Origin of the sequence: Streptomyces sp. NPDC021012 (genome assembly GCF_044333355.1) — a bacterium.
Lineage (GTDB): Bacteria > Actinomycetota > Actinomycetes > Streptomycetales > Streptomycetaceae > Streptomyces.
In genome coordinates, this window is record NZ_JBIRQU010000006.1 from 176,308 (window position 1) to 190,783 (window position 14,476).

Genomic DNA, 14,476 nt, shown 5'->3' on the forward strand with positions numbered 1-14,476 from the left:
CCCCTCATCATCGCCTACCGGCGGGTAACAGGCGAGGGGTCGGCGACCGAATCGCCTCCGGGTGCGGTCCGCGCCGCACCCGGAGGCGCCTGAACGGCCCTCAGGTGGCGGTCAGTTCCCGGCGCGCCCTGGACGGCGCCGACGGCGACGGTGACGGGGAGGGCGGCGCCGAGGCTGTCGTGGCCGCCGTTGCCCGTGGCGGCCGGGCCCGCGTCGACGGCGGCGGAGCCGGAGAGCGGGCGGTAGCCGGTCAGGTCGGCGCGGGAGGCGGCGGTGCCGGGGGCGGCGGGCTTCGGGTCGCCGATGGGGGACGGGACGCGGACGGCGTTGTCGGGTACGCGGCCCTCCCCCGGCTCCGCTCGCTCGCCGAGGCGGCCTGGTCGTCGCCGTCCGGGCGGTCCCACGGGGAGTTCCCGGGCCGGCTGTGCCCGCACCTGGCCGGGCTGGACCGGATGGGCATGCGCTACCGACCGCTCGACTCAACCTCCGCCGCGGACCGACGCGCGAGGGTCCTCCGCCCGCCGGTCGCGCCAGGCCGGGGCGAGGGCCGTGAGCATCAGCGCGGCGGTGAGGGCGAAGGCCGCCGGGTAGCCGGTCCGTCCCGCGAGGATCCCGAAGCCGACGGCCCCGACGCCCATGCCGACGTCGAAGGCGAAGTTCCACAGGGCGCTGACGGTTCCGTATCCGGAGGCGGGGACCCGTGCGTACATCAGCGTCAGGGTGGCGTTCTGCGTGATGCCGAAGCCGACTCCGAACAGGGTCACGCCGATGACGACGGCGACGGGACTGCGGGTCAGGGCGGTGAGCAGCGTCCCCGCGACCGCGGCGGCGAGGCCGGGCAGGAGGAGGGCGGCGGGACCGTGCCGGTCGCCGTGCCTGCCTGCGACCCAGCGGGCCGCGGTCGATGCCGCGGACTGGGCGAACAGGGCCGTGGCGACGACGCCCGCGGAGGCCGAAGGGACGGCGAGGGGAAGGAAGGTGACGAGGATTCCGGCGGCGAGCGCGGTCGTCGCGAAAACGAGCGTGGGCCGTATCAGCGCGGGCGTCCGGAACCCGGCCGCCACCCCGATCGCCGGCTCCGGGGCCGGGTCGCGGTCCGGCAGGCCCGGCACCGAGACGACGGCGGCCAGCGCGGCCACGGCTCCGGCGGCGAAGACCGGCCCGTACCCCACGTGCGCCGCCAGCCACACCCCCAGCGGCAGCGCCACCAGGGACGGGACCCCGGACACGATGCCGACCAGGGCCAGCCCCTCCCCACGGCGGCCGGCCGGGATGAGCGAGGCCGTCAGGGCTCCGCCCGCGACGACCGTGAACGCGAAGCCGAGGCCGCGCAGGACGCAGACCGCCGTGATCCAGACCGGGCTCCCGGAGGCGGAGAGCGCGAACGCGGGCGCCCCGAGGAGGACGAGGCCCGCGCCCAGCGCGAGGCGGTAGCCGAAGCGGGCGACGAACCGGGGAGTGGCCAGCTCGCCTCCGACGGTGGCCAGCATCAGCGCGCCGGTGGTGAGCCCGGCGGCGCTGCCGTGGCTTCCGGCGACCCCTTCGGCGTAGAGGGGGACGACCGACAGGAGCAGATAGAAGCTCGTCGAGGCGCCGATGATCGAGACGAAACGCAGCAGCAGGGGCCGCGTCACCAGAGGCTGCCGCGAACCGGCGCCGTTTTCTCGGGAGTTGAGCATCTTGGTCACCCGACGACGCTATGGGCCGGGCAGCTCGTCGGTAAGATCCGATTCCATGCCTGTGGAGTGGTCCGGTCTGTCGCCCGAGCTGCTGCTCGTCGTGGACCGGGACGGCGGCGAGCCGCTGCGGTCCCAACTGGAACTCGGGCTGCGGGACGCGATCCGGACCGGACGGCTCGGGGTCGGCGAACGGCTGCCGTCCTCCCGCGAGTTGGCCCGCGTGCTCGGGGTGTCGCGCGGGCTCGTGCAGGAGTGCTACGCCCAGCTCCAGGCCGAGGGATACCTCGTGACGCGCGTCGGCTCCGCCACGCGGGTCGCCACCGGCGCGGGGCCGCCGCCGGCACCCGCGTCACCGCCCTCGGCGCCGTCCCGTCTCCTGGCCGACTTCACCTGGGGCGTCCCGGACCTGGGCTCCTTCCCCGTCGCCGACTGGCTGTGGGCCACGCGCGAGGCGGCCCGCACCATGCCGACGTCGGCGCTCGGATACGGAGACCCGCGCGGCAGTGCGGAGTTGCGCGAAGTCCTCGCCGGATATCTGCGGCGCGTGCGCGCCGCCGCGGCGGATCCGGAACGGACCGTGATCTGCTCCGGCTATGCGCAGGGCCTCGGGCTGGCCCTGCGCGCGCTGGCCGGGACGGGCGTCCGCACGGTGGCGTACGAGGATCCGGGCTCACCGGCCACGGTCGTCTCCGCCGCGTCCTGGGCGGGCATGTCGGCGGTTCCCGTACCGGTCGACGAGCGCGGCATCGACGTACGGGCGCTCGCCGCGACCGGTGCCCGCGCCGTCGTCACGACTCCCGCACACCAGTGGCCCACCGGCGTCGCCCTGGCACCCGAGCGGCGGCTCGCGCTGATCGAGTGGGCCAGGAGCCGGGACGCGGTGGTCGTCGAGGACGACTACGACGCCGAATTCCGCTACGACCGGGGGCCGGTGGGAGCCTTGCAGGGACTCGCCGCCGACCGGGTGATCTCCCTGGGCACGGTCAGCAAGTCCCTCGCGCCGGCGCTGCGCATCGGCTGGATGCTCTGTCCGGCGGCGCTCACCGGAACGATCGTCGAGCAGAAGCAGCTGAGCGACCGCGGCTCCCCCACGCTGGACCAGCTCGCCCTCGCGCGACTGATCGAGTCCGGCCGCTTCGACCGGCACCTGCGCCGGATGCGGGCGACCTACGCGGCGCGGCGCACGACCCTGGTGGCGGCGCTCGCCGAGCACGCCCCCGAGGTCGGGGTGACCGGTCTCGCGGCCGGCTTCCACGCGGTCGCCCACCTCGCCGGACCGGCCGACGAGCAGACCCTCGTCGCCGCGGCCCGCGCCCGGTCGGTCGGCCTCTACGGCATGAGCGCCTGCCGCCGCTCGCCCGCGACGGAACCGGTGCGGCTGGTCCTGGGCTTCGGCAACGTCGGCGAGCGGGCCATCACGGCGGGTGTCGCGGCGGTCGGCGACCTGCTCAGGGGTCGTTAGCCAGTTCCTCGGCGGCCGGCGGCCGAGGCCTCGGACCGGTGCGAAAAAAACTTCGCCGGGAGGCGAATCCTCTCGGGACCTCCCCGTCTCTTATGCGTGTACCGGTCGAACGGACCGGACGGAACCGGGAGGAAACAGCGAAATGATCACTGCCATCGTCGTGGTCGGCGTGGTGCTCGTGGGTGCGTGCAGCTGGCACCTGATGCGGCGCTTCCACGGGAGCCGTGGCTGACCGGCGCCCGCGCGCGGGAGGCCTTCCGGTAGGAGTACTGCATGAACCAACGTTTCCGCTGGCCGGACGAGCGGCTGATCAGAGCCGCCCAGGACGGCGACGTCACGTCGCTCACCACCGTCGTCATGGAATCGCAGCCGCACGTGCGCAGGTTCGCCCTGTCGCTGTGCGCCTCGCCGCAGGACGCGGAGGACGCGGCGCAGGAGGCGTTGATCATCCTCTACCGGAAGATCGGCACCTTGCGGGCCACCGGTGCGCTCGCCTCGTGGATGTTCCGGATCGTGCGCAACGAATGCCTCCGGCAGGTACGGCTGCTCGTCGCGCGGCGCGACGGGCAGCCGGCCGAGCCGGAGGCGGGCGCGGAACCGTCCGCCGAGGAGGCGGTGCTGTACCGGCTGGAGGTGGAGCGGATCGCGGCGGCGGTCGGCGCCCTCCCCCGCGACCAGCGGCAGGTCCTGATCATGCGGGACGTCCAGGGCCTGCCCGGCAGGACCGTCGCCCACGCGCTCGGCCTGAGCTCCGCCGCGATGAAGTCGCGGCTGCACCGGGCGCGCACGGCCCTGCGTCACGCGCTGGAAGCGACCGGCCAGGCATCGGACCAGACCACCGACCGCCCCGTCGAAGGAGACGCACACCCATGAACACGCTGAACGTCATGAAGCCCCGCCAGGACGCGAAGGCCCCGGTCGTGGCCCCCTCCGCCTCCTCCGCGCCGTCCGCGGCGCCGGACTTCGCCAGCAGCTCCGTCCCGCGCCACCTGGCGCGCGGCGCGGTCGGTTTCGGGCTGATCGTCGGCTCGATCGCCCTGGTTCCCCTCGCCGGCCCGGCCACCCTGCTCGCGGCCCCGCTGGCCCTGATCGCCTTCCGCGGCTGCCCGACCTGCTGGATGGTCGGCCTGGCGCAGACCGTCTCCCGGGGGCGCCTGGAGCGGCAGTGCGTCGACGGCGTCTGCACCCTCACCAAGGCGGACCCGACGGCGAGGACGAACCCGACGGCCAAGGGCTGACCGGCCTCGCCCATGTACGCGCCGCACGCGGCGAGTTGACCTCCACCCCTCCCTGTTGTCACGGTGGACAACAAGATATTGTCCACCGTGACAACAGGGAGGGGCCATGCCTGCCGCACGCCGTCGGCGCACCCCGGATCAGGCACGTGCCGAGATCCTCGACGCCGCCACCGAGCTCATCGCGCGACACGGCCCCGACGGGGTCGGACTGCGCCGGGTCGCGGAGGCGGTCGGGGTGACGCACGGGCTCGTCACCCACTACTTCGGGACCTATCGGGCACTGGTACGAGCCGTGCTCGAACGCGAGAACGAGCGCAAGCGGGAGCTCGTACGGGAACGCATGCGGGCCGACGGGAGCGTGCCGTACGCCACCGGCATGACCGAGGTGCTCTTCGAGATCCTCGCCGACGAGCGGTACGTCCGGCTGTGGACGTGGTCCCAGCTCCACGGCTGGGACGACGGGGCCGCCCCGGACTCCCCCACGAACCTCTCCCGCCTGGTCGACGTGATCGAGGAGGGCGTCCGCTCGGTGCTCCCTCCGCCCGAGGGCCCCGACCGGGCGCGGATCGAGAAGGTCGTCCTGCTCGCCATGTCCGGCGCGTACGGCTACGCCCTCGGCCGCCGCTACTGGCTCGCCGACCTCGGGCACGACCCCGACGAGCCCGGGCACGACGCCGCCTACCGCACCGCCCTGTCCACCGTCCTCGCCGCCTATCTCGGAGGGTCGACCCCATGAACCGGCACGATCTGGACATCCTCGCCTCGGACGGTGAGCGTTCCGACGCCGAGGAACGACTGAGGGCCGCCGTCGAGAACGGCCGGCTGCCGCTGGCCGATCTCGCGGCCCGCCTCGACGAGGTGCATGCCTCCCGCACCCGGGGAGACCTGGAGGAGGCCTGCCGCGGCCTGCCGCGCCCGGGGCCCCGGGACGCGCTCGTGGTGGACCGGCCCCCGACCTCGCGCGGCTTCGTCGCGGGCGTCTTCGGCGGCTTCGAGCGCAAGGGCCCCTGGGTCGTGCCGCCCCGCATGACCGTCTGGTCGATGTGGGGCGGCGGCAGGCTCGACCTCTCCGAGGCGCGCTTCAGCAGTCAGGACACCGAGATCCGCGCCGTCGCCCTGTGGGGCGGCACCAGGATCGTCGTCCCGGAGGACATCGAGGTCGAGGTGCGGGGCTTCGGCCTCTTCGGCGTCTTCGACAAGCGCGCCGCCCGGCGGATCGGCAGGCCGGGCACGCCCCGGGTGGTCATCAGGGGCCTGGCCCTCTTCGGCGCGGTCGTCACCCGCAACAAGAAGTAGCGACAAGAAGCAGCGCCGGGGTCACGGCGGGATCGCCTCGATCGTTGCCCTCAACTCGCTTAGTACGCGCGGGAGTTCACCCAGGGGCGGAGTGGCGAGCGCCAGCCGCAGCGCCTTGGGGCGGTGGGGTCCGGTGGCGAAGGCGTCCGCGGTGGACACGAGGACGCCCGTCTCCGCGAGCACGGCCGCGACGTGGTCGGGGCGCTGGTGGGACGCCAGGCCGAGCCACACCGTGTAGGCGCTCGGGTGTGCCGTGAGGTCCATGCCGGCGAGCTCGTCGCGGGCGATGCCCTGCCGGGCCGCCGCGTCCTCGCGGCGGTCGCGCTCCAGGCGCGCCACCGTGCCGTCGGAGAGCCAGCCGGTGGCGAGCGCGGTGACGATCCCCGGGGTTCCCCAGGCCGCCGCGCGAAGGCTCCGGGTGACCCGCTCCACCAGACGGCCGGGCAGGACGGCGAAGCCGAAGCGCAGGCCGGGCGCCACGTTCTTCGACAGGCCGGCGACGTAACAGGTGCGTTCGGGCGCGAGGGCCTGGAGCGGCGGGGGCGGCGACGCGTCGAGGAACGCGTAGGTGCCGTCCTCGACGATCAGGCAGTCCCGCGACCGGGCGACGGCGACGAGCCGGTCGCGCCGCTCCCGGTCCAGGACCCAGCCGAGCGGGTTGTGCACGGTGGGCATCGTGTAGACGGCGCGGACGGGCCGGTCCCGGCACAGCCGGTCCAGGGCGTCCGGGTCGGGTCCCGTCGGCGTGACCGGCACCGGGGCCAGGTCGAGGCCGTGCGCCGAGGCGAGGAGCTTGATGCCCGGGTAACTGAGCGCGTCGACGGCGAGGACGTCACCGGGCCGGGTGAGGGCGCGCAGCACGACGTCCAGCGCCTGCTGGGTCCCGCCCGTCAGCAGGACGTCCCGGGGCGCGACGTCGATCCCCCGGTCGAGGAGGTACGTGGCCACGGCCGCCCGGTCGCGTCGGCGTCCGCCCGGCGGGTGCTGGTACAGCAGCGCCCCGGCGTCACCCGTCGCCGCCAGCGCGCGCAGGGCCTGCCGCAGCAGACCCGCCTGCCCGGGGGCCAGGGGCTGGTTGAACGACAGGTCCGCCACCCGGGGCACGGGCAGCGCGCGCGAGGGTTCGAGCCCGTCGTAGCCGGACTGTTCGCGGACGAACGTTCCCCGCCCCGGCTCCCCCACGACCAGTCCCATGGCGGTGAGTTCGGCGTAGACCCGGGTGGCGGTGGCCAGCGCGATCCGCCGTTCGCGCGCGAGAGCGCGGTGCGTCGGGAGCCGACTGCCCGCCGGGAAGGTGCCGGAGCGGATCGCGGCGGCGAATTCGTCGACGACGGCCTTGTAGGAGGGCGGTCGCATGCGGGGCACCTCCAGGGGCGGTCGGGAGGGAAGTCGTGTACGGAGTTGTATCCAGGACAATAGATGGCACGTCCTGGATCGCGGCTCCTAGCCTCGGTGCGTCCGCACTCAGGCGAAACGGAGCACCCGGCATGACGGTCCGCACCGAGCGGGACGACCACGTCGTCACGATCACCATCGACAGGGAAGCCAAGCTCAATGCCCTCGACTATCCGACGATCGACGCGCTGCTCGCCGAACTGGACCGCGTCGAGGCCGACGACCGGGTCCGGGCCGTCGTCCTGACCGGCGCCGGGCGCAGGGCGTTCAGCGCGGGTGCGGACATCCCGTCCCTCGCGGGCAGCATCGCGGGCGGGCCCGAGCGGGCGCTGCGGGAGATCGTCCGCCGGGGACACGCGCTGACCCGGCGGATCGAGGAGTTCCCCAAACCCGTGATCGTGGCCGTCAACGGCCTGGCGTACGGCGGTGGTTGCGAGATCACCGAGGCCGCGCCGCTCGCGATCGCCGCCGAGCACGCGAGCTTCGCCAAGCCCGAGATCTCCCTCGGCTTCCCGCCGCCCTTCGGCGGATCCCAGCGGCTTCCGCGCCATGTCGGCCGCAAGCTCGGCCTGGAGATGATCCTGACCGGCGATCCGATCCCGGCCGCGCGAGCCGCCGGGCTCGGCCTCGTCAACGGCGTCGTACCGGCCGACCGGCTCCTCGACGCCGCGCACGACTTGGCCGACCGCGTCGTCAGACACGCGCCGACAGCCGTGACGGCCTGCCTGCGTGCGGTCACCCGCGGCATCAACCTGCCGATAGACGAGGGCCTCGCCGTCGAGGCGGCCTGGTTCGCCGCCACCGTGCCCACGGACGGCGTACGGGACGGGCTGCGGCGGTTCCTCGAACGGTGACGCCCCTCAGCGCACCCCCTCCCAGAGCAGCCGTTGCTCCGCACGGGGGTCGTCGACGGCGGTGGACGCGGACGCGCCGGTGAAGGTCATCGTCGTGCGGGTCGTCCGGTCGTACGGCTTCCAGCCGGGGCTGCCCGTCTTCGCGAAGGAGACCCACGCCCCGTGCACGGCGTCCGCGAGCTCCTGGGGCGGGTGGGTGCCGAGCATCGGGGCGTACGAGGGGTCGTGGAGCCGGTCGAAGACGAAGGGCAGCTCCAGCGCGTGGCAGGCGCCGAGCTCCCCGCCGAACCGCGGGGAGCGCCAGGCGAATTCGTAGAGGTACGAGCCCGGGACGGACTCGACCAGGCGGATGGCGGGGATCCGGTAGAACCAGTCGGTCGCCACCGCGTCGAGGAGTTCGCCCGGGGTGGCGCCGGGCCGGGCGGCGGCCCGGTAGACGGGGAGGGCTTCGGCCGGGTCGAGGCCGTAGGCCGCGGTCATGGCGCGGAGCGAGGACTCGGGGAAGACGTGCAGGCGCTTCGTGGGGACGAGGAACAGCCGGTACTCCTCGCGGTTGCTGCCGATCAGGAGGTCGACGCCGCGGTCCGGGCCGGGAAGGGCGAGCCCCGGTCGGACCGGCTCGAACGGCATCATGTTGAGGACCGCCTCGCCCCATCGCGCCGGGTCCGGATCGGCGCCCACCTCCGCACGCAACTCGGCCTGGGCCGGAAGGAGTTCCGGCAGGGGGACGGCCTCGAAGGCCTCCGGGGTCGGTTCGATCCCGAGTTTCTCCGCCAGCCGGGCCGCGATGAGCCCGGCCGAGGGCGGGCGCAGGAAGTGGTGGCAGGCGCCGCTCTGCAGGATCGCCCGGTGGAACAGGCCCCGGGCCGCCTCGGTGGTCAGGAGCGCGCCGATGCTCATCGCGCCCGCCGACTCGCCGAAGACGGTGACCCGGTCCGGGTCGCCGCCGAAGGAGGCGATGTTGTCCCGGACCCAGGTCAGGGCGGCGATCTGGTCGAGCAGGCCCCGGTTGTCGGGGCGGCCGGGAAGGCGCAGGAAACCGTCCGCGCCCAGACGGTAGTTGAGGGTGACGCAGACGACGCCGTCCCGGGCGAAGGCGCCGCCGTCGTACGCGGACGCCGAGCCCGAGCCGTTGGTGAACGCCCCTCCGTGCAGCCACACCATCACGGGGAGTCCGGCGCCCGGTTCCGGGGCGGGGGTCCAGATGTTGAGGTTCAGGCAGTCCTCGCCCGGGATGCTGTCCTCCGGGATGAGGGCGTCGAAGGGCGGGGCGTAGGGGGCGTGCGGCGCCGTCGGCCCGTGGGCCGTGGCGTCGCGCACGCCCGTCCAGGACTCCGGCGGGGCGGGCTCCCGGAAGCGCCGCGCGCCGAAGGGCGGGGCGGCGTACGGGATGCCGAGGAAGGAGCTCACTCCGTCGGGGGAGGTCCGGCCGCGGACCTCCCCCTGGCGCGTACGGCACACGGTCATGCCGACAGGACCTCCAGGAGCGCCTTGCCGAACTCCTCGGGGCGTTCGAGGTGGACGGAGTGCCCGGCGTCGGCCACGGCGACCTCCCGCACCGTGCCGCCGGCCGCCGCGTAGCGGTCCAGGACGTGCCGGGTCTGCGCCAGCATCGGCTGCGCCGGGGTGCCGTCCCAGCCGGGCACCGCGCCGATCGAGCCGAGGTGTGCCAGGTCGAACATCGAGGTGTCGGAGACGATGATGTCGTCCTCGCCGCGGATCCACAGCACGGGCGGCTTGGGGTCGATCAGGTGCAGGTCGTCGACGCGGAAGTGGGTCGGGGCCATGCAGTTGAGCACCCCGCGCGTGCCGGGCGCGATGCCGGGCCAGGCGGTGGACGCGGTGCTGTCGCCCGGGTAGTGGTCGTCGCCGAGGCGCGTGGCGAGCATGGCCTCGACGTACGCGTCCTCGTGCTCGGGGCGCAGCGGCGGCTTGACGTAGCAGGTCGCCAGGACGGTGCGCGGCGAGGTCGGGGAGTCCTCGCTCCGGTCGCCCTCGGCGAGCAGCCGGACGAACTCGGGGTTGGCGGTGCCGCCGCCCGATCCGGCCCCGTCCTCGGAGTTGAGGACGCCGTCCACGCCGTGCGTGCCGCCGAAGCCGTACGGGGAGACCGGGTTGACCAGGGTGAGGGAGCGCACGGCGGCGGGGTGGTCGCGCAGGTACTGCAGGAGCACGCCGCCGCCCATGGACCAGCCGACCAGGTGGGCCCGGTCGATGCCGAGGGCCGTGAGCAGCTCGGCGAGGTCGTCGGCGTAGTCGCGCAGGCCGCGCGTGGCGTCGACGGGCAGCGGGTCGGTGCCGCCGAAGCCGCGCAGGTCGACGGCGAGGGGGCGGTAGTGCTCCGGCAGCGTGGTGAGGGTGGAGTGCCAGAAGGCGGAGGAGGAGACGTTGCCGTGGACGAAGACGACGGGCTCGCCCTCGGCCCTGGCCTCGGTGATCTGCTGGGTCAGCCGGCCGGTGGTGACGCGGCGGGTGTGGAGCGTGGTCATGTTCTTTCCGGTCCTTCAGGAGAGCCAGGTGGCGACCTGGGCGGCGGCTGCGCTGTCCCAGCCGAGTTCGAGGTGGTTGGCGGTCGCGATGGTGGCCTTGCCGCCGACGGTGGGGATGCCGGTGGTGTCGAGCGCGCTGGAGATGAAGACGACGCCGTCGCTGGGTCCGCGGTTCTCGTTGAAGATGCCGACGATGTCGGCGGATCCGCCGGCGAGGAGGTAGGTGGTGACGGAGGCGGGCACTCCGGCGCTGTGCAGCGGGGCGATGAGCGATCCGGCGTCGATGGCGGCCTGGATGCCGCTGCCGGCGGTGTAGAAGCCCTGGCCGCCGTAGTAGGTCGTGTACCAGTCCTGGGCGGCGCCGTCGACTCCGTACGTCCCGTCCCAGCGGGCGAGCATCTGGCGCTGGCCGGGGTAGTTGTCCTGGCCGCCGGAGGGGGTCATGGAGAACTCGGGGTGGGCGGTGTAGAGGCCGTAGCAGGTCATGTGGGAGTGCGGGGAGGGCGCGTTGACCTTTCCGCCGCACTCCGGCCAGATGGAGAAGTCGTGGGCCCAGCCGTGGGCGTACGGGTAGTCGTAGCCGCCGTTCGGGCCGCCGAGGGTGATGAGCCTCCGTACGTCTCCGGCGTACGCCCGTCCCCAGCTCGGCTTCAACGACGACACGTACGCGCGGGTCGACATCTCGCCCTTGCTCCAGCCGACCAGATCGACCTTGTCGACGCCCAGCTTCGCCTTGACGAGGGCGATCGCGTCGCCGACGACCTGCGCCTGCATCAGGTTGTCGCCCTGCTTGTGCGCGAAGCCGACGGCGAAGACGCGGTGGCCGCGTCCGGAGAGGTACTGCATGAGCCCGGTGGACGGGCAGGAGGCGGCGCCGCAGCCGTAGCCGCCCGATTCGCCGGGGTTGGCCCAGGCGCGGTCGGCGGTGTCGTTCGCGCCGTGGACGAGGAGGACGGGCGTGGTACGGCTGCCGGTGTTCCAGCCGGGAGCCGAGTAGAGCAGGAACCGGCCCGAGGAGGGCCGGGAGACCCCGCCGAAGTACGTGACGCGCTTGCCGTCCTGGTCGCCGCGGCCGTCCGCCGGGTAGCCCTCGGTGCGGAACCCCGTGGTCGTGTCGGCGTAACGCTCGACCTTCTCCCAGCCGTTGGTGACGGTCCCCGCTCCGTAGCTCGCCTCCAGCGTCAGGTACGAGGGGACCGCCGCCGCCGTCGTCCCGCTCGCTGCGGCCGGCGACACCCCCACGGCCGCCGCGACGACCCCCACCACCGCCATGACCCGCGCGGCGCGCACCCGCCACCGTCTCCCCGGGCTCCGTCTGCCGTCCACGTCCGGCCTCCCCCACTCGTGCGCCCGCGGCGCGTCCGCCCGGTGGCCGTCCCGGCACCGGATCCGCACACGGTAGGCGGGCGCGCCCGCCCGGGGCATGGGGGCGGGCCACACATTGGCAGCCTCGCGCATGGGGTGCGAACCCGGCGGTCGAAGACGGCTGTTCCGGGTCGTCCGGCCGGCGTGGGGCCGGCTCTGTGCCGATTCCGCTGACATCGCCGCCGGACCGCCGCCAGACTGGCGGGAGGCGAGAAGGACGGGAGCGGCGGGATGACGTCGGAGACGGAGAAGGCGCGGGCCTTTCTGTGGGAGCTGCAGGCCCAGGTCGCCCGGGCGACCGGCTTGGAGCACCTCGCGCAGAACACGGACTGGAAGGAGAGTCTCCTCAAGACCGGGAGGCAGATGCCCGAGGTGTCGGAGGAGGTGCTGCAGCGGGCCGTCGAATTCGGGACGACTCCCCCGGAACACTGGCCCCCGTGCGGGCCCGACGAGCCCCTCTGGGGGTATTCGATGGTCCACACGCTGGCGGACCGCCTGGAGAAGTTCTTACCCCCCGACTCCTTCACCCGTCCCGTGCTCGGCATGCTGGCCACCGGCGAGATCAACGCCGTGACGCTCCTCGCCCCCGACTCGCAGGCGCACCTCGTGGTCTTCGAGAACGAGCTCTTCAACTTCGCCAACCTGTTCGGCAAGGCCGTGGCCCTGGCGATGCCGTACGAAGGGAGCGTGGACGAAGGGGTCGCGTTCTCGACGGACGTCGACCAGGTGCGTCGTCATCTGCGGGACTCGCCGGAGGCCGTCCACCGCTTCCGCGACGTCGTGCTCGCCTATCTCCTGCACGGCCGGCCGAGCCATGCACGCCCGTACATCCCGTCGCAGATCATCCGCACCATGGGCTCCATCCTCCGGGACGGGATGGAACTCTTCGTCCTCGGCCACGAGTACGGCCACGTCATGGGTGAGCACGTGGCCGACCGGAAGGCCCCGCGGCGCATGCTGGGGGCCGGGGAGGTCGACGTCACCGAGGTCGCCTGGATGTGGGAGCAGGAGGCCGTGGCCGACCTCATCGGCTGGGACCTGTGCCTGATGTCGATGGGCGAGAGCTTCGGCCCGGCGCTGCCCCACGCGGGCATCGAGCTGTTCTTCTCCGCCTGCGAGGTCCTGGAGCGGGCCGTGCCCCTGCTGATCACCGGCGGGGACGCTCCGCGCCCCGGTCCCTCGACCCATCCGCCGACCGACCTCCGACGCGGGGTCGTGCGCGAGCACGCCAAGGAGCGGCTGGGCGAGGGTGCGGCGCCGGTCCTTCAACTGGGTGCGGCGATCCACGAGATCGTCGAGGTCCTCTGGGCGCAGACCGCACCCGTGATCACCGACCTCCACCGGCAGGGCGCCGTCCCCGACGCCCGCTGGACAGCCAACCTCTAGGGGGCTCGTCGATCAGGCCGGGCTCGATCGCCAGGACACCCCTAGGGACAGCTCGGCACCGACTTCGCCGATCCGATCCGTCCGGAGGGCACCCGCCGCTCCACGTCCTCGACGCGCAACCGCAGGCCCTTCGCGTCCATCCCGACGAGCGTGCCGCACAGCGCGCTCCCGTCGGTCAGCACGACCTGCACCCCCGGCTCCCCGGGCCGGGGGCCGTACCAGGTCAGACCGATCCCCGCGGTGACCACGGCCAGCGCCAGGAACCCCGCGGCGATGGCGCGCCGCAGGTCCCGGACGGCGCGGCGCACGGTCAGCCGCTCCCTGGTGAGCAGCTCTTCGAGCGAGGCGTCGGCCACGCGCCGCCTCGGCAGCCCGAAAGCGGCGCGCATGGCGAAGAAGGCCCCGCCCGCGGCGAGCAGGAGTCCCCCGAGCAGGAGCAGTCCCACCGCTCCGCGCGCCCCACCCGACAGCCCCTGCAGGGTGTCGGGACCCTTGACGATCCCGACCGCGGTCAGCAGGCCGAGCAGGGCCGCGAGGCCGTTGCGCCAGTTCTCGGCCTGGGCGCGGACCCGGGCCAGCTCGCCCGCCAGGAGGCCGCGGGACTCGTCGGCCCGTGACCGGCTGGCCGGCGTGCTGGGCGCGCCGGCCGTGACGCGGACCGCCATCAGACGCCCCATTCGACGTGCAGGACCCAGGAGGCCCCGCATCCACGGTGCTCGCCGGCCTCGGGGTGGGTGGCGGCACAGGCGCAGATGACCTCGACGTCGCGCGAGCCGGTCGCGGCGGCCCGGCGGAGCAGGAGACGGGCGAGCAGACCGGAGCCGTCGAGGGCGTTGGCGTACGTGACCAGCGGCTCGGCATGCACGCTCTCGTGGTGGCAGCGCGGGCAGGGACCGCTGACGACGATGACCTCGGGGGCGCTCTCGTCCGGGTGCAGGGTGACCCGCGCGGTGCCCGCCGCGACCGTGTTCCAGTCAGGATCCGACTCCACGCGGTACAGCAGCTGTTGGTCCGTCACTCGTCCCCCTCGCGTCCGGTGCCGCCAACCTAGCGCCCGCCGAAGGGCGTCGGCGACGGAAGCATGTGTCGGCGGCCTGACGTGGTGCCCCCGCGCATGCTCGTACCCCGAACCATGGGGTCCCACCACATACGCCCCTGACCTGCTGCTTCCTAGGGGTGGCGACACGAAAACCTCCCCGTCACCCGCTCGGAAGTGGTGCAGACGGCCGCCGCCCCCCCCGGTTCCCTCAAGCGCATCGTCGCCGCCAGTCTCATCGGCACGACGATCGAGTGGTACGACAACTCATCGGGT

Annotated in this window: 15 protein-coding genes; 7 read left to right on the plus strand and 8 right to left on the minus strand. The window is 73.8% G+C overall.

The window, feature by feature from the left end:
• Window positions 1–14: 14 nt before the first annotated feature.
• Together ACH4TP_RS21230 and ACH4TP_RS21235 are read right to left on the minus strand one after the other, a co-directional pair.
• Window positions 15–404: a hypothetical protein gene (locus tag ACH4TP_RS21230; protein WP_398438790.1), complete on the minus strand. Its 390-nt coding sequence runs from the start codon at window positions 402–404 to the stop codon at window positions 15–17.
• Between the two features lie 75 nt (window positions 405–479).
• Entirely contained in the window at window positions 480–1,679 is a 1,200-nt protein-coding gene (locus tag ACH4TP_RS21235; protein WP_398438961.1) for an MFS transporter, read from the minus strand.
• 55 nt (window positions 1,680–1,734) lie between these two features.
• On the opposite strand from ACH4TP_RS21235, the gene ACH4TP_RS21240 reads away from it, so the two are divergent.
• The 5 genes from ACH4TP_RS21240 to ACH4TP_RS21260 all read left to right on the plus strand — a co-directional run bounded on the left by ACH4TP_RS21240 (window position 1,735) and on the right by ACH4TP_RS21260 (window position 5,675).
• The gene (locus tag ACH4TP_RS21240; RefSeq protein WP_398438791.1) at window positions 1,735–3,141 is read left to right on the plus strand and encodes a PLP-dependent aminotransferase family protein; all 1,407 of its coding nucleotides are present in this window, start codon (window positions 1,735–1,737) and stop codon (window positions 3,139–3,141) included.
• 273 nt (window positions 3,142–3,414) lie between these two features.
• Window positions 3,415–4,014 (plus strand): RNA polymerase sigma factor, encoded by a 600-nt coding sequence (locus ACH4TP_RS21245; protein ID WP_398182402.1) that lies wholly within the window; start codon window positions 3,415–3,417, stop codon window positions 4,012–4,014.
• A complete protein-coding gene (locus ACH4TP_RS21250) occupies window positions 4,011–4,379 on the plus strand; it encodes a hypothetical protein (RefSeq protein ID WP_398438792.1) in 369 nt (122 codons plus the stop codon). Before ACH4TP_RS21245 ends, ACH4TP_RS21250 begins: the two co-directional genes overlap by 4 nt.
• 106 nt (window positions 4,380–4,485) lie before the next feature.
• On the plus strand, window positions 4,486–5,115 hold the full coding sequence (locus ACH4TP_RS21255) for a TetR/AcrR family transcriptional regulator (RefSeq protein WP_389226372.1): 630 nt from the start codon (window positions 4,486–4,488) through the stop codon (window positions 5,113–5,115).
• The gene (locus ACH4TP_RS21260; RefSeq protein WP_389226375.1) at window positions 5,112–5,675 is read left to right on the plus strand and encodes a DUF1707 domain-containing protein; all 564 of its coding nucleotides are present in this window, start codon (window positions 5,112–5,114) and stop codon (window positions 5,673–5,675) included. Before ACH4TP_RS21255 ends, ACH4TP_RS21260 begins: the two co-directional genes overlap by 4 nt.
• A gap of 21 nt (window positions 5,676–5,696) precedes the next feature.
• On the opposite strand, the gene ACH4TP_RS21265 is transcribed toward ACH4TP_RS21260, so the two are convergent.
• Window positions 5,697–7,031 (minus strand): PLP-dependent aminotransferase family protein, encoded by a 1,335-nt coding sequence (locus tag ACH4TP_RS21265; RefSeq protein WP_398438793.1) that lies wholly within the window; start codon window positions 7,029–7,031, stop codon window positions 5,697–5,699.
• 131 nt (window positions 7,032–7,162) lie between these two features.
• Between ACH4TP_RS21265 and ACH4TP_RS21270 the strand changes: the two genes are divergently transcribed.
• Complete coding sequence (locus tag ACH4TP_RS21270; protein ID WP_398182392.1) at window positions 7,163–7,924, plus strand: enoyl-CoA hydratase-related protein; 762 nt, start codon at window positions 7,163–7,165, stop codon at window positions 7,922–7,924.
• A 6-nt stretch (window positions 7,925–7,930) separates the two neighbouring features.
• On the opposite strand, the gene ACH4TP_RS21275 is transcribed toward ACH4TP_RS21270, so the two are convergent.
• Genes ACH4TP_RS21275 through ACH4TP_RS21285 form a run of 3 tightly spaced genes read right to left on the minus strand, consistent with a single transcriptional unit; the run spans window position 7,931 to window position 11,703 of the window.
• Window positions 7,931–9,391 (minus strand): carboxylesterase/lipase family protein, encoded by a 1,461-nt coding sequence (locus ACH4TP_RS21275; RefSeq protein ID WP_398438794.1) that lies wholly within the window; start codon window positions 9,389–9,391, stop codon window positions 7,931–7,933.
• Window positions 9,388–10,413, minus strand: coding sequence for an alpha/beta fold hydrolase (locus ACH4TP_RS21280; RefSeq protein WP_389226387.1), 1,026 nt, complete (start codon window positions 10,411–10,413; stop codon window positions 9,388–9,390). The genes ACH4TP_RS21275 and ACH4TP_RS21280 overlap by 4 nt, the downstream gene beginning before the upstream one ends.
• A 15-nt stretch (window positions 10,414–10,428) precedes the next feature.
• Window positions 10,429–11,703, minus strand: coding sequence for an esterase/lipase family protein (locus tag ACH4TP_RS21285; protein WP_398438795.1), 1,275 nt, complete (start codon window positions 11,701–11,703; stop codon window positions 10,429–10,431).
• Window positions 11,704–12,009: 306 nt separating this feature from the next.
• Here ACH4TP_RS21285 and ACH4TP_RS21290 point away from each other — a divergent pair, with 306 nt between their 5' ends.
• Window positions 12,010–13,164, plus strand: a complete 1,155-nt coding sequence (locus ACH4TP_RS21290) for a hypothetical protein (RefSeq protein WP_398438796.1) — start codon at window positions 12,010–12,012, stop codon at window positions 13,162–13,164.
• 41 nt (window positions 13,165–13,205) lie between these two features.
• Here ACH4TP_RS21290 and ACH4TP_RS21295 read toward each other — a convergent pair whose 3' ends face one another.
• Together ACH4TP_RS21295 and ACH4TP_RS21300 are read right to left on the minus strand one after the other, a co-directional pair.
• Window positions 13,206–13,829: a hypothetical protein gene (locus ACH4TP_RS21295; RefSeq protein ID WP_389226396.1), complete on the minus strand. Its 624-nt coding sequence runs from the start codon at window positions 13,827–13,829 to the stop codon at window positions 13,206–13,208.
• A complete protein-coding gene (locus ACH4TP_RS21300) occupies window positions 13,829–14,182 on the minus strand; it encodes a hypothetical protein (RefSeq protein WP_398438797.1) in 354 nt (117 codons plus the stop codon). The genes ACH4TP_RS21295 and ACH4TP_RS21300 overlap by 1 nt, the downstream gene beginning before the upstream one ends.
• Window positions 14,183–14,476 lie beyond the last annotated feature (294 nt).